11 protein-coding genes are annotated in these 14072 nt (G+C 72.7%); 8 read left to right on the top strand and 3 right to left on the bottom strand.

The features are described 5' to 3' along the window. Nucleotides 1-38: 38 nt before the first annotated feature. Complete coding sequence (locus tag ACZ5LB_RS17290; RefSeq protein WP_464603449.1) at nucleotides 39-1769, top strand: protein kinase domain-containing protein; 1731 nt, start codon at nucleotides 39-41, stop codon at nucleotides 1767-1769. On the opposite strand, the gene ACZ5LB_RS17285 is transcribed toward ACZ5LB_RS17290, so the two are convergent. From ACZ5LB_RS17285 to ACZ5LB_RS17275, 3 genes are all read right to left on the bottom strand, one after another. Next, complete coding sequence (locus tag ACZ5LB_RS17285) at nucleotides 1766-2977, bottom strand: PilZ domain-containing protein (RefSeq protein ID WP_464603448.1); 1212 nt, start codon at nucleotides 2975-2977, stop codon at nucleotides 1766-1768. The two genes, ACZ5LB_RS17290 and ACZ5LB_RS17285, sit on opposite strands and share 4 nt — an antisense overlap. Before the next feature lie 103 nt (nucleotides 2978-3080). Beyond that, a complete protein-coding gene (locus tag ACZ5LB_RS17280) occupies nucleotides 3081-3857 on the bottom strand; it encodes a hypothetical protein (RefSeq protein WP_464603447.1) in 777 nt (258 codons plus the stop codon). Nucleotides 3858-3888: 31 nt separating this feature from the next. Next, entirely contained in the window at nucleotides 3889-4845 is a 957-nt protein-coding gene (locus ACZ5LB_RS17275; protein ID WP_464603446.1) for a DUF3187 family protein, read from the bottom strand. A 219-nt stretch (nucleotides 4846-5064) separates the two neighbouring features. Here ACZ5LB_RS17275 and ACZ5LB_RS17270 point away from each other — a divergent pair, with 219 nt between their 5' ends. The 7 genes from ACZ5LB_RS17270 to ACZ5LB_RS17240 all read left to right on the top strand — a co-directional run bounded on the left by ACZ5LB_RS17270 (nucleotide 5065) and on the right by ACZ5LB_RS17240 (nucleotide 14054). Further along, nucleotides 5065-5850, top strand: a complete 786-nt coding sequence (locus ACZ5LB_RS17270) for a transporter (RefSeq protein ID WP_464603445.1) — start codon at nucleotides 5065-5067, stop codon at nucleotides 5848-5850. 24 nt (nucleotides 5851-5874) lie between these two features. Then, nucleotides 5875-8058 carry a ferrous iron transport protein B gene (gene feoB / locus ACZ5LB_RS17265; protein WP_464603444.1) on the top strand — a complete coding sequence of 728 codons (2184 nt, stop codon included), beginning with the start codon at nucleotides 5875-5877 and terminating at the stop codon, nucleotides 8056-8058. Continuing rightward, nucleotides 8055-8183, top strand: coding sequence for a hypothetical protein (locus ACZ5LB_RS17260; RefSeq protein WP_464603443.1), 129 nt, complete (start codon nucleotides 8055-8057; stop codon nucleotides 8181-8183). The genes feoB and ACZ5LB_RS17260 overlap by 4 nt, the downstream gene beginning before the upstream one ends. A 135-nt stretch (nucleotides 8184-8318) precedes the next feature. Beyond that, on the top strand, nucleotides 8319-8588 hold the full coding sequence (locus ACZ5LB_RS17255; RefSeq protein ID WP_464603442.1) for a hypothetical protein: 270 nt from the start codon (nucleotides 8319-8321) through the stop codon (nucleotides 8586-8588). 75 nt (nucleotides 8589-8663) lie between these two features. Then, a complete protein-coding gene (locus ACZ5LB_RS17250) occupies nucleotides 8664-9845 on the top strand; it encodes a TolC family protein (RefSeq protein ID WP_464603441.1) in 1182 nt (393 codons plus the stop codon). Nucleotides 9846-9868: 23 nt separating this feature from the next. Beyond that, complete coding sequence (locus ACZ5LB_RS17245; protein WP_464603440.1) at nucleotides 9869-10966, top strand: efflux RND transporter periplasmic adaptor subunit; 1098 nt, start codon at nucleotides 9869-9871, stop codon at nucleotides 10964-10966. Beyond that, entirely contained in the window at nucleotides 10956-14054 is a 3099-nt protein-coding gene (locus ACZ5LB_RS17240; RefSeq protein WP_464603439.1) for an efflux RND transporter permease subunit, read from the top strand. The genes ACZ5LB_RS17245 and ACZ5LB_RS17240 overlap by 11 nt, the downstream gene beginning before the upstream one ends. Nucleotides 14055-14072 lie beyond the last annotated feature (18 nt).

Raw genomic sequence — 14072 nt, 5'->3', positions numbered from 1 at the left:
CCATTAAACCGTGCATTCGTGTTTATCATTGGTTACACATGATCAAGACCATCGGAAAGTACGAGATCATCCGGCTCCTCGGCAGGGGCAACATGGGCGAGGTGTACCTCGGCCGGGACCCGGTCCTGGACCGGCTCGTGGCCGTCAAGACGATCCGGCCCGGCACGGCCTTCGAGGGGGAGGGGCAGGCCCGCTTCGAACGGGAGGCCCGGGCCACGGCGGCCCTCAACCACCCCAATATCATCACCATTTATGACTTCGGCATGGTGGAGGAGGTCTGCTACCTCGCCATGGAATTCCACGAAGGGGAGGATCTGGCCACCCTCATCCAGCGCGGCTCCCATTCCCGGGCCGACCTGCTGGAGGCCCTGGCCCAGGCCTGCGACGGCCTGGGCTTCGCCCACGCCCGGGGCATCGTCCACCGGGACGTCAAGCCCGCCAACATCCTCGTGGGCGGAAAGGGCAAGCGCCCCGTGGCCAAGCTGCTGGACTTCGGCGTGGCCAGCGTGGACCGCTCCAGCCTCACCGAGCAGGGCACCTGGATGGGCACGGTCAGCTACATGGCCCCGGAGTACCTGGAGAGCGGCAAGGCCGGCCCCGCCTCGGACATCTTCGCCGCCGGGGTCATCATCTTCGAGATCCTTTCGGGTGGGGACCGGCCCTTCACGGGCGACGGCCCCACCGCCATCCTCAACGCCATCCTCCACAAGCCCCCCCGCGAGCTCCCCCCGGACCACCTTCGCGACGTGCCCCGGGCGGTGGTGGACGTGATGGACAGGGCCCTGGCCAAGGACCCCGCCCTGCGCTACGCCCACGCCGAGGACCTGGCCTCGGCCCTGCGCGAAGCCCTGGCCGCCCCGCCCCAGGCCCCGGCCCCGCCCCAGCGCATCGTGGTGGGCCGGGGCGGCGGAGCCACCTGCCTCAGCCTCCGGGTGGCCCTGCGCAAGGCCCGGAGCGGGGCGATCATCGAGGTGCTCCCGGGGGTCTACCGGGAGGCCCTGGTCATCGACAAGGAGCTCACCCTCCAGGGCGCGGGCGACCCCGCCCAGATCGTCGTGGCGTCCCCCGCGGGCCCCTGCCTCACGGTGGACGCGCCCCGCTGCGACGTGCGGGGAATCACCTTCCGGGGAGAGGGCTCCGGGCCGGCCGCGGACCTGCGTTCGGGGCACACAACCCTGACGTCCGCGCGCGTCACGGGCCCCGGCCTGGGCCTGAGGGTCCACGCCGGGGCCCAGGCCACGGTCCTGGACTGCGCCTTCGAGGACCACGCCGGCGGCGCGGTGGAGTTGGGGCCCCGCAGTTCCTCCCGGTTCACGCGCTGCGAGTTCAAAGGCAGCGGCTCGGCCGGGGTGCTGGCCTTGGAAGGGGCCGAGACCACGCTGGAGGACTGCCAGGTCACGGGCCATGGACTGGCCGGGGTGCACGCCACCGAGGGCGCCCGGGTCCAGCTCACCGGGTGCCGGGTGGCGGAGAACCCCGGGCTCGGACTGTGCGCGGTGGACGGGGGCCGGGTGGACCTGGCCTCCTGCGAAGTGGCCGGCAACGGCCAGCCCGGGCTCCTCCTGCACCGGGGCGGCTCCGCGCGGCTCACGGGCACCCGGGTGGTGGGCGGCGCGTCCCTGGGCATCGCCTGCCACCTGGAGGCCGCCCTGGCCATGGACCACTGCCTGGTGCAGGGCAACGCCGCCGGAGGGCTGCTTCTGGCCGCGGGTTCCCTGGCCCCGCTCCTGGGCGAAGGGAACACCCTCGAAGAGGTTTCCGTCCCCTAGGGCAGGAGTTCCTCCCATCCCGTGCCCGCCAGGGCCAGGCCCTTGTATCCGGGGTTGCCCAGGAGGTCCAGCATGGGGTCGGCCTCGCGGGTGACGAAGGCGATGGGCAGGTCCCCGAACGACCGCAGCAGTGGTTCCAGGCGGCGCACGGCGCCGACCGGCTCCAGGCCCTCGGCGCGGCTGGGCTCCAGGTCCACCACCAGGATCCGGATCGGCGCGGACCCGGGGTCCTTCCAAAGGGCGTGGGCCCCGTAGAGGTCCGGGGCGGTCTCGAACCGCCCGTACCCCGCGGCGCGCAGGTTGCTTTCGAGGCGCTGGCGGTCCTCGCCCGGGGGGCCGACCAGGAGGAGCCGGGCGCACCTGCGGTCCAGGGCGGCCAGGGCCTCCAAGCCCGGCGCGGGGGTCGCCGGAACGGGGGCCGGGGGCGCCGGCTCCCGTTCCGGCGCGAACGCCTCGATCAGGTCGGCCTCGGGGCGGTAGCCGCCCGAGGACAGGCCGCTCTGGCGGTCACGCAGTTCCAGGAACCGGGACAAAAGGAGCTTGTCGGCCTCGCCCATGCCCATGAACTGGATGCCCAGCTGCAGCTCGGAATCCGCCTGCTGCACCCGCACCACCTGCCCGCGGAGCTCCAGGCGATCGCCCTTGGGAAAGCCGCTGACCCGCAGCAGACTGAGGATCATCCCCTGGTCGACGAGCGCCGCGTGGGGCGAAAGGGGCATCCCGTCGTCGAGCCGGACCATGCGGTCCACCCGGAAGGCCAGGCCCCCCATGGACATGCTGAGCAGCGGCCCCGTGAAGCCGTGGCCGGGCACCTCCGAGTCCTGTCCGGCCACGTAGAAGTTCTCCCGCGGGCGGAAGGGGTAGCGCTTCCAGAGCCGGCGATCCGAGGCCGTCAGGGATGGCGGGCCCTGGAACCGGTACTGCAGGTAGCCTTCCCGTCCCACGAACCGCAGGCGCCCCTCCAGACGCTTGCCCAGGGTGGCGAACACCAGCTCGAAGAGGGCGCCCTCGGCCAGGGCCGGCGGCAGCGGCCTCAGCAGCTTCAGGACCAGGTCCCCGGACCCGGCCTCCACCTTCAGCAGGACGGCGGTGTACGGCAGGGTCCGGGTGCCCTCCACCTTGATGGGGAATTCCGCCCCGGTCGCCGCGAGGTCGCGGAGCGCCTCGGCGATGCGGGCGGGATCGCGGATCTGGGCGCCGGTGGACATTCAGCCCTCCGCCGCCCGGAGCGTGGCATGGGTCGGGCCTGCAAGGATTCGCACCGATCCACGATACCCCGCCCCGGCGTTGTCCGCCACCCGCCGGCGAGGTTCAGAGCGTCCGGAGGGAAAAGGTCACGTCGAGCCGGATGGGGGCCTGGGCCCGCATGCGCTCGGGCACGTGGAAGCGCCAGAGGAGCACCGTCTCCACGATCTTGGGCCAGGTCGCGGGGGGGCCCCCCAGGGGCGTGGCCGACAGCGGCACCCCGTCGGCCCCGATGGAAAGGCGCACGAGGACCGAGCCCGTGAGGCCGCGGACGGTCCCCTTGACCACCGGGATGGGCTGGGAAACGATGCGGAACTCGTCGTCGTCCACGGGCGTGGCCAGGATCCTCCGGGCCGGGGAGGCCGCGGAGGAGGATCTGGGGCCGCCGCCGTCCCCCCGGGCCATGCCGTTGCCGCCCCGGGCCAGGGGCAGGCCCGGGGGCACGTCCAGGACGGTGGCTTCCGTGGGCAGGCCCCGGGGCGCCAGGTCGAGATCCGGCGTGAAGCTGGAGGCCCGGGCCAGGCCCGGCTGGAGGTCCCGGTACCTCAGAAGGTCCGGATCCACGGTCCCCGTGCCGGCGGGGTCCCCGGGCCGGCTCGACGGCGGGGCTTCCGGCGGGACGCGCCCCGCGGGGGCGGGTTCCACCACCTGGTCCGGCGCGAGCCGGACGCCCAGGGTCCGGATCCGGTCCGGGCCCACGACCCGCATGCGCGCGGCGCCCAGCGCCCACACCAGGGCCAGGGTCAGGCCCGCGGCCAGGGTCAGGCTCAGGCCCCGACGACCCTCTCCGACGCCCGAGAGGGCCAGCTCCAGGTCGAGATCCGGCTCGAAGAGCTTTTCCATGGGTTCATTAGGCCACCAAACGGCGCATCCGTCATGGCCGGTAGATGGCGAACAGCGTGATGTCGGGGTTCGTGAAATTGCCCGCGTCCTCGGAGATGCCGAAGCGCCACCGGGGCAGGTCCCGGTGGGCCACCACCCAGTGCTGCTGAACCCCGGGCAGGTCGATCCAGGCCACGCCGGTCTTGTAGGGGCTCTGGTGGTACTGCAGGGTCACGTCCAGGGCGAAGCCCCGCCAGAAGCCGGGCCCGTCGTCCCGGTACCCGAGGCCCACCCAGCCCCGGCCCAGGGTGCGCCGGGGGATGGCCTCCCGGAAGGCGCTTCCGGCGGGAAGACCCAGGTACACGCCCTCCAGTTGGCCGTGCAGGGTCCAGCGGCCCCAGGCGCGCCAGCCGGCCACCCCGGCCATCCCGTTGATCCCGCCGTCCGTGGACCAGTCCCGGTCGCTGCCGGTGGGAAGCTGGAGACTGGCCCCCACCCGCCCGCCGGCGGTGCGGTCTCCGAAGCCCACCGCGTAGGCCACGTCGGTCCCCAGGAGGCGCGTCGCGGGCCGCCGCAGCTCCGCCACGGTGCGTCCGTTCGCCACCAGCTCATAGTCCAGGCGGTTCCGGGGCACCTGGTTCCGGCCCCCGTCGGGCAGCGACAGGGCCTTGTGGAAGGCCGCGACGGCCGCGTCGCCGATCCCCCCGGAGCTGTTCACGCCGCGGAAGCGCACGTTCACCCGCCCGGGTCCCAGGGGCCAGGCCAGGTCGGCGGTGAGCTGCCAGTCCTCCCCGTCCAGCACCGCCCTGGAACGCCCGTCCGCACTGGTCTCGCTGCCCGTGCGCAGGAACTGGCTGCTGGCCTCCAGCGCCAGGGAATTCACCCCCTCGGGCAGCGGCTCGGGAAAGATTCGGAACCACACCGCCCGGTTGTTCATGGGCGTCTCCTGCCCCGCCGCCGCCAGCCCCGCCAGGGCCAACCCCGCCGCGCGCGCACAGGTCCATGTCATGGGCCACTTCCACATCCGCCGACCTCCTGGGCGGGCGCCGGCCCGCGCCGGGCACCCCGCCTAGCAGGGTAGCGGCCCACACCGCTGGCTCGCCCGTGCCTGTGACGGGAAGCACAAGGCGACCCCAGGGTCTTGTATTTGAACCGTCTTGATGGTGAAGTTGAGATTCAGTCGCTTTCGCAATCAGAAACCAACCGCTTTCGTACCAGGAGATGCGCCATGAAGCGCCTCGGCCTCGCCCTGTCTGCCCTGCTCACCGCCTCGCCCCTGGGGGCCCAGACGCCCCCCGCGGACCCCGTTCCCAAGGCCTGCCGCCCCCTGTTCAGCACGTCGGCGGGCCTCACGGACCCGGGCGTCGTGGAACTGGAGATGGGCGTCCAGCGCATCTCGAACCGGGACGGCTCGGAGGACCGGTTCGTCCCGACCCAGCTGAACTTCGGCATCAACTCCTGGTTCGACCTGCGCCTGGGGTGGAGCGGGCCGGCCCTGCGCAAGGACTCCCAGGGCGAGCGGAAGTCGGGCGGCAGCGACCCCGTGATCGGCGGCCAGGCCCTGTTCCTCAGCCAGGCCCGCCACGGGGTGGACCTGGGCTTCGCCCACTGGCACAAGCTGCCCCGGGCCAGCGTCGCCAAGGGGATCGGCACCGGCCGGCACGACGACACCCTGCTCCTCACCGCGTCCCGCGTCCAGGGGAGGTGGCTCCTGGACCTGAACGCGGGCGCCAACTGGATCGGACGCTGCTCGGGCGAAGGGCGCATCCGGCAGGCGGCCCTTTCCCTGGCGGTCACTTACGCCGTGACGCCCCGTTGGAACGTCACCCTGGACACCTACGCCCTGGCGGCCACGGAGCTGGGGCCCCACGCGGTCAGCAGCGTCCTGGCGGTGCGGCGCGACCTCACCTCCGACCTCTGCGTGGACCTGGGCGTGGAAGCGGGACTCACGCAGGGGGCGCCGCGGCTGTCCCTGAACGCGGGCCTGGCCTGGCGCCTGGGCCGGATCTTCTGACGGTGCGAGAAAAGGAGTAGCGACATGGCGATCGTGGCCCTGGCGGGCAACCCCAATTGCGGCAAGACGTCCCTCTTCAACGCCCTCACGGGCGCCCGGCACCACGTGGGGAACTGGCCCGGCGTCACGGTGGAGAAGCGCAGCGGCACCTTCGAGCAGGCCGGCCTGCCCCTGGAAGTGGTGGACCTGCCCGGCACCTACTCCCTGTCGGCCCGCAGCGAGGACGAGCGCATCGCCTCCAGCTTCCTGGCGGAACCGGCGGTGGACGTGATCCTCAACGTCCTGGACGCCTCCAACCTCGAGCGCAACCTCTACCTCACCACCCAGCTCCTGGAGCTGAAAAAGCCCATGGTGTTCGCCCTGAACATGATGGACGACCTGGAGCGCCAGGGGACCCGGGTGGACCTGGAGGCCCTGGCGGCCCTGCTGGGCGGGCCGGTCATCGCCACCGTGGGCAACCGCGGGGAAGGCATCGCGGAGCTGAAGGCGGCCCTCCACCGCGTCGCCACCGGGGCGGATCCCTCCCTGGACCCCAGCCTCTGGCCCCCCCGCGTCACCTACGGGGAGGACCTGGAATTCGAAGTGAGGCGGCTGGCCGAGGAGGTCAGCCGGGATGAGCGGCTCGCGGAGCACCTCCCCGCGCGGTGGCTGGCCCTGCGGCTCCTGGAGGGCGCCACCGACGCCCTGGAGCAGGCCACGGCCAGCCATGCCCGGCAGGCCATCCGGCAGCAGCTGGAGGCCAGCACGCGCTTCCTCGAAGCCCACCTGGGGGCCGACTGCGCCACGCTCATCGCCGAGCGGCGCTTCGGCTTCGCCCGGGGCCTGATGGCCGAGGTCATGGTCCGGAAGGACCGCCAGGGCCGCACCCCCACGGACCGCATCGACGCCGTGCTCACGCACCGGTTCCTGGGAATCCCCATCTTCCTGGGGCTGATGGTGGCGATGTACGCCCTCACCTTCGTGGTGGGCAGGATCCCCCAGGACTGGATCGCCGGCGGGTTCGCCTGGCTCCATGACGCCGCCGCGGCCCGGCTCCCGGCCGGCGAGCTCACCAGCCTCCTGGTGGACGGGGTGATCCCGGGCGTGGGCTCGGTGGTGGTCTTCCTGCCGGTGATCATGATCCTCATGGGGTGCGTGTCCTTCCTGGAGGACACCGGCTACATGGCCCGGGCGGCCTTCGTCATGGACCGGCTCATGCACCTCATGGGCCTGCACGGCAAGAGCTTCATCCCCCTCATCATGGGCATGGGCTGCAACGCGCCGGCCATCCAGGCCACGCGGACCATCGAGGCCCGCAGCGACCGCTTCATCACCATCCTGGTCTCCCCCCTCATCTCCTGCTCCGCGCGCCTGCCGGTCTACATCCTCCTGGCCGGGGCGTTCTTCAGCCCCATGGGGGGCGCCGTGGCCGTGGTGGCCATGCACCTGCTGGGCTTCGTGCTGGCCATCGCGGCGGGCAAGGCCCTGCGCCTGAGCCTGTTCCGCAACGAGAACACGCCCTTCGTCATGGAGCTGCCCCCCTACCGGCTGCCCGTGCTGCGCACCACGCTCCTGCACATGTGGGAGAAAGGGTCGGTCTTCCTCCGCAAGGCGGGCACCGTGATCTTCGCGGGGGCCACCCTGGTGTGGTTCCTCAGCAACTACCCGGGCCTCACCAACCGCGCCTGGGCCGCCGAGCTGCGCGCCCAGGAGGAGGCCGTCCTGGCCCAGGGCCTGCCCGAGGCCGAAACCCAGGAGAAGCTGGAGGACCTGGCCTTCGCCCACAAGGGCCGCATCATGAACTCCAGCCTCGCCGCCCGCTTCGGCCACGCCCTGCGGCCGGTGTTCCGCCCCATCCTCGACCCGGACCACACGCGCCCCGAGGCCTGGAAGGACGGCGTGGCCCTCACCGCCGGGTTCGTGGCCAAGGAGATCGTCGTGGGCACCATGGCCGTGGTGCACCAGGCCAAGGCCGAGGCCACCGAGGGCCCGGACGGCAGCCCCCTGCAGCGGACGCTGCGGGAGCGCTCCGGCCTGACCCCCCTTACCGCCCTGGCCTTCATGATCTTCACCCTCATCTACACGCCCTGCCTGGGCACCGTGGGCATGATCCTCAAGGAGACCCGCAGCTGGCGCTGGACGGGCTTCAGCGTCGCCTACGGCCTAGTGCTGGCCTGGCTGCTCTCCTGGGGCACCGTGACCGTGGGCCGGGCCCTGGGGTTCGCATGAGCGGACAGATGATCGGCGTCCTGGTCCTGGCGGTGCTGGCGGTGTGGCTGCTGGCCAGGAAAGGGAGGAAGAAGGGCTGCTGCGGGGATTCCTGCGCCTGCGGCAGGAAGCCGGGGGCGCGGTGAGCACGGCCGGGGAGCGCGTTCCATGCTTCAATGGAGTGTGGTCACGATGACGGAACCCGCCCCGGAATGGCGCGGCCAGCCCGGAGACCCCGCCCTGCGCGGGGCCCTTGGCGCTGGGCTCCCGGGGGGCGCGGCATGAGGCGCCTCGTGGCCATCCTGCTCCTGTGCCTGGCCTCCGTCTACCTGGGGGCCACGAGCCTGGATCCCTGCGCCGAGAGCGTGAGGGACGACTGCGCGCCGGTGTGCCATATCTTCTGCGCCGACGGCTGCGCCACGGTTCCGGTGCCCGAGGCCCCGGTCGCCCCCGCCCCCGACGCGCCGCCGCGCCCCCGCTACGAAGCGGAGCGGGCCGAGAACCTCGTCGACCTGGTCATCGAACCGGAGAAGGAGCCGCCCCGGATCTGAAGGATCCGGCCGCCGACCCACCCCGGCAGGGCCTCGCCCTGCCCGCTCCCAACCCATTCGATGCTGGAGGATCCCGTGCGGACCCTTTCCCTCACCCTGCCCTGCGTGCTCCTGGCGCACGGGGCGGCCCAGGCGCCCCTCACCTACCCGGATATCCAGGCCAAGGCCCGGCCGGCCCCCGCCCAGGGGCGCGCCGACGCCCTGCTGGCCGAACATCACCTTCGCCTGCAGGAAACCCGGGGCTTCCTCCGGGACGGGCCCACCCTTTCTCTCTTGGCGGGACCCCGCCGCACGCCCGGCGAACCGGGAACCACCGACAAGGCCGTGGACGTGGATCTCCCGCTCTTTCTCTCCACCCGCGTCCGGGCGGAGCTGGAACGCGCCCTCGGCCAGGCGCACCCCGTGCTGAGGGAGGCCGCCCACCGGGAGGGGATGTTCCGGCTGCGGTCGGCCTACCTGGACGCCTGGCTCGCCTCCCGCCTGCGGGGCCTCAGGGAAGCGGACTGCGCCACCGTGGAGCGTTGGCTGGGCACCGCCCACGCCCGCTTCGAAGCGGGCTCCGATCCGGCCTTCCAGACCGCCCTGGTGGAAGGGGAGCTGCTGAAGGCGCGGCAGGACCTGGATGAGGCCTGGGCCCAGGAGGCGCGCTCCTGGGGCGCCCTGGCGGCCCTGGCCGAGCTGCCGGCGCTCCCCCAGCCCCTGGCCGACCCGGGTCCCCTCCCACCGGTTCCCGCCGCGGACCTCCAGGCGCGCCTGCACGAAGGCCCGTTGCGCAAGGCCCTGGAGGCGGAAGCCGGGCTGGAGGAGCGGGGCCTCCGCCTGAAGGAGGCCCAGGACCTGAGCCGCTGGAGCCTCCGGGGCGCCTATGCCGCCGAAGGTCCGGAAAAGGTCGCCCGCATCGGTGTAGCCGTTCGCCTGCCCCGGCCGGGGGAGGCCCGCGCCATCCGCAGCGCCACCGAGGCCCGGATCCAGGCCAACCGCGCCGCGTCCCGCCAGGCCCTCGCCGAACTGGACGCCCGCGCCCAGGGGGCCGTCACCCGCCTGAAGGCAGCGGGCTCCGGCCCGGACGTCCCCGACTTCGGCGCGGCCATCGAGGCCGTGGGCCTTCGCCTGCGCGAAGGGCGCGAGCGCCCCTCCGAGGCCCTGCCCATCCGCCGCCAGCTCCTGGAATCCCAGATGGCCGCCCTGCGCCGCCACCACGCGCGCCAGCTCCTGGCCGCCGAACTCGATGCCCTGCTTGCCGAGGTGAACCGATGAACCGCCATGCGATGAGCATTCCGATGACCCTGCTGCTGATTGCGGGGATCGGATGTTCCAAGAGATCCGGAGCGATCCAGGAATCCGCCAAGCACGAACCCGAGGACGAGCACGCCGGCGCGCACCTCCCCCTGAAGGACATCCGCGGCCTGCGCTTCCTCGTGGTTCCCGAACCCCGGGCGGAAGGGGCGTGGTACCCCGCCGAGGCCATGGGGGACGAGGCGGCCCAGGCCATCCTCAGCAGCCCCGTGAAGGGCATCGTCACCGGGATCCAGGCCGCCCCGGGCCAGCGGGTCGCCGCCGGCGTCGGGCTCATCACCCTCCAGAGTCCCGAACTGGCGCGCCTCAAGGCGGACTGGTTGTCCAGCCGCGCGAAGCGCGAACGGGCCGACGCCGAACTGGCCCGGGAGCAGCGGCTCTTCGAGGCCCAGGCAGGCGCCCGGCGGGACCTGGAGGCGGCCCGGAGCGAAGCCGCCACCGCCCGCGCGGATGAGGATGCCGCCCGGCTTGCCCTGGAGGCCCGGGGACAGAAGCCGGAGGCCGCGGGGGCCACCCTGATGGTGAGGGCCCCCAGGGCGGGCACCGTGTCGGCCTACCGGGTCCAGCTGGGACAGGGGGTGGAGGCCGGCCAGGACCTGGGAGGCTTCCAGGCCTCCGCCGCGGCCATTGCCCGCCTGGAGCTTCCGCTGCCCGCGCCGCAGAACTGGCGCCCCGGCACCACCACCGAAGCCCGGAAAGCCGACGGCCAGCGCTGGGTCGCCCGCCTCGAAGGCGTCCCCATGACCCTCACCGCCGACACCCGGCGCCTGAGCTACCGCCTTCGCCTGTCGGGAGGCCCCCTGCCCATCCCCGGCACGCCGCTGGAGGTGCGGGTTCCCCTGGCCACGACGGTCGTCCTGCCCCAGGGCGCCCTGCAGCAGGTGGAAGGCACCTGGGGCGTCTTCGTGAAGGAGGGCGAGGAGGCGGAGTTCCGCCCGGTGCGCCGGGGCCCCGAACTGGGCACCGACGTGATGGTGCTGGAAGGCGTAAAGCCCGGCGAGACGGTGGTGGGCGAAGGCGCCTACCTCCTGAAGTCCCTCCAGATCAAGCGCAGGAGCGGAGGTGAGAGCCATGACCACTGAACCCACCCCGGTCCACGCGCCCCAGCACCGCTCGCTGATCCGCCTGTGGTTCGACTGGATGCTGCCCCGCAAGGGCTGGGTCTTCGCCCTGGCCCTGGTGTGGGCCGTCGCCGGCGTGGCCAGCTTCGCCACCCTGAAGCGGGATCTCTTCCCGGACCTCACGCTTCCCAGCCTCAACCTCCTCATCCAGAGCCCGGGCCGGGCCGCCACGGAACTGGAGCTCACGGTCGCCCAACCCATCGAACAGGCCATCGGCGGCTTGCCGGGCGTCCAGCGGGTGGTGAGCACCGTGCAGGCGGAAGTCGTACAGGTGGTGGTGGCCTTCGAAGGGGACACGGACCCCTGGAAGGCCCGGCAGCTCATCGCCGAGCGCCTTTCCGGGGTCACCGGCGGCTTCCCGGACGGGACCCGGGCGCCGCTCATGTCCAGCGCGGCGGGGCGGCTCCAGGAGATCATGGAGGTCGTCCTGGAGGGGCCCGCCACGGACCCCATGACGCTGCGGGACCAGACGGAGCGGGTGCTCATTCCCCGGCTCCAGGCCGTGCCCGGCGTGGCGCGCGTGGAGCGGCTGGGGGGCGAGGAGCGCCAGCTCCAGGTCATCATCCAGCCCGAGCGCATGCGCCTCCAGGGCGTGACCCTGGACCAGGTCGTCCAGGCGCTGGAGGGCAGCAACCAGGACACCGCCGCCGGCGTCATGGAGATCCAGGACAAGGGTTGGTTCATGACCGTCGCGAGCCTGGCGGCCGGACCCGAGGCCGTGAAGAAGCTCCGGCTCAAGACGCCCCGGGGATCCATCCTCCTGGGCGACGTGGCCGAGGTGCGCGAAGGCGCGGCCTTCCGGCGCGGCCTGGCCCGCCACCAGGGCCACGAGGACGTCAGCCTGCGGGTGGTCAAGCAGCCCACGGCCGAGGTGCTGACGGTGGCCCGGGACACCCGGAAGGCCCTGGACGAGCTCCGGCGGAGCCTGCCCGAGGGCATGGAACTGACCCTCATGTACGACCAGGGGAACCTGGTCACCCACGCCCTGGACGGCGTGACGCTGGCCCTGCTCCTGGGCGGGATCTTCGTGGCCCTGGTGCTGGTGGTCCTGCTGGGCAACCTCCGGGGCGCCCTGATCGCCATCGCCGTGCTCCCGCTGGCCACCCTGGGCGCCGCGCTGCCCCTGCGGGCCGCGGGCCTGGGCCTGAACGCCATGACCCTGGGCGGGCTGGCCATCTCCGTGGGCCTGCTGGTGGACGCCGCCGTGATCATGGTGGAGAACCTGGCCCACCGCCTGCACGCGCACCGGGACCACCTGGAGCCCCGCCGGGTGGCCCTCACCCGGGCCGCGGCCGAGGTGGGCGTGCCCATCCTCACGGCGGTGATGGTGATCCTGGCCGTCTTCATCCCCCTGCTGGCCATCGGCGGCCTCGCGGGCCGGCTCTACGCGCCCTTGGCCGTGGCCATCGCGTCCGCCATGACCCTCAGCCTCCTCCTGAGCTTCACCCTGGTGCCCGCCCTGGTGGAACGGTTCCTGCCGCCGGGCTCCCGCCTGGAGGAACCGGGCCTGGTGAAGGCGCTCAAGCGCCTCTACCGGCCGTGCCTGGAATGGGCCATGCGCCACGGCGCCATCGTCCGCGTGCTGGCCCTGGGCCTCACGGTCCCGAGCCTGTGGCTGGCCATGAACCTGGGCACCAACTTCCTGCCCACCCTGGACGAAGGCGCCGTGCTGCTCAACAGCCTCCTCCCCGCCGAGACCAGCCTCGCCGCCGTGGACGAGGCCAACGGCCAACTCGAGCAGAAGCTGGTGCGCCTCCAGGGGGTGTCATCGGTCTACCGGCGCACAGGCCGCTCCGAATTGACCGAGGACCCCATGCCCCACACCATCTCGGACGTGCTCGTGGTCCTGGACGGACGGCGCCGCACCTCCGAGGTCCAGAAGGAGGTGGCGGAACTGGCGGAGGAACTGCCCTACCCGGTGGAACTGACCACCCCCATGCAGCTGCGCATCGCCGAAGGCATCGGCGGCACCCCCGCCGACATCCAGGTGAAGTTCTTCCACCCCGACCTGGCCTCGCTCCAGGCGGCATTGCCTGCCGTGCAGGAGGTGCTCGCGAAGGTGCCCGGCGTGGCCTCCGTCACCCCCGAGGGGGCGGGAACCCTGCCGAAGTGGACCGTCGTGCCCGACGAGGACGCGCTGCGGCGCCTGGACGTGCCCAGGCCCCTGCTGGCCAGGACCCTGAAGGCCGCGCTCCAGGGGTGCGAAACCGCCCCGCGCTTCGAGGGGCCCCAGCGCATCGAGCGGGTGGTCCGCTTCCCGGATGACGGACGCACCAGTCCCGAGAACCTGAAGCGCCTGCCCCTGGTCCTGGACGACGGCCGGGTCGTGGAACTGGGCCAGGTGTCGCGCTTCGAGGAGACGGGAACGCCGAGCCTCATCCGGCGCGAGGCCGCCCAGAGGCGCCTGGCCCTGAACGTCCGCACCACCGGCGACCTGGGCGGCACCGCGGACCGCATCGATTCGGCCCTGAAAGGGATCACCCTCCCCAGGGGCACCGTCGTGAAGCTGGGCGGCAAGATCGAGGAGGCCCGGGAGACCCAGAAACGCCTCGGGGTGGCCATCGGGGCGGCCCTCGTCCTGGTGGTGGGCCTGCTCTACACCGCCCTGGGCCGCTGGCGGGAGGTCATGGTGGTGGTGCTGACCCTGCCCGACGCCTTCGCCGGAGGCCTGTTCGCGCTCTGGCTCGCGGGCGAATCCTGGAACATCAGCTCCATCGTGGGCATGATCGGGCTGTTCGGGGTGGCGGTGCAGAACAGCCTGGTGCTAATCACCCAGGCCAAGCACCTGGCCGCCTCAGGCCTGCCCTTCCACGAGGCCCTCAAGGAGGCCAGCCTCGGCCGGGTGCGCCCCAAGCTCATGACCGCCGGCGCGGCCATCCTCGGCCTGATGCCCATGCTGTTCGGCATCGGTGGCAGCGAACTGGAGCGCCCCCTGGCCATCGTCATGGTGGGCGGCCTCGTGACCAGCACCCTCTTCACCCTCCTTGCGCTGCCGAGCTTCTACGCCTGGGTGGGGAGGCCGCGGCCGGAGGCCGGAGTCAGCAGTTGAAGGTGCCGAGACAATCTG

The sequence above is a fragment of the Mesoterricola sp. MK458 genome, assembly GCF_055384935.1.
The sequence above is the reverse complement of the archived record's forward strand: the minus strand, read 5'-3'. Positions and strand labels throughout refer to the sequence as shown.

Coding starts and splice junctions, on each gene's coding strand:
- ACZ5LB_RS17270 (WP_464603445.1), top strand. CDS start 5,065: ATGAAGCGCCTCGGCCTCGCCCTGTCTGCCCTGCTCACCGCCTCGCCC.
- feoB (WP_464603444.1), top strand. CDS start 5,875: ATGGCGATCGTGGCCCTGGCGGGCAACCCCAATTGCGGCAAGACGTCC.
- ACZ5LB_RS17280 (WP_464603447.1), bottom strand. CDS start 3,857: ATGGAAAAGCTCTTCGAGCCGGATCTCGACCTGGAGCTGGCCCTCTCG.
- ACZ5LB_RS17285 (WP_464603448.1), bottom strand. CDS start 2,977: ATGTCCACCGGCGCCCAGATCCGCGATCCCGCCCGCATCGCCGAGGCG.
- ACZ5LB_RS17240 (WP_464603439.1), top strand. CDS start 10,956: ATGACCACTGAACCCACCCCGGTCCACGCGCCCCAGCACCGCTCGCTG.
- ACZ5LB_RS17275 (WP_464603446.1), bottom strand. CDS start 4,845: ATGACATGGACCTGTGCGCGCGCGGCGGGGTTGGCCCTGGCGGGGCTG.
- ACZ5LB_RS17245 (WP_464603440.1), top strand. CDS start 9,869: ATGACCCTGCTGCTGATTGCGGGGATCGGATGTTCCAAGAGATCCGGA.
- ACZ5LB_RS17260 (WP_464603443.1), top strand. CDS start 8,055: ATGAGCGGACAGATGATCGGCGTCCTGGTCCTGGCGGTGCTGGCGGTG.
- ACZ5LB_RS17255 (WP_464603442.1), top strand. CDS start 8,319: ATGAGGCGCCTCGTGGCCATCCTGCTCCTGTGCCTGGCCTCCGTCTAC.
- ACZ5LB_RS17290 (WP_464603449.1), top strand. CDS start 39: ATGATCAAGACCATCGGAAAGTACGAGATCATCCGGCTCCTCGGCAGG.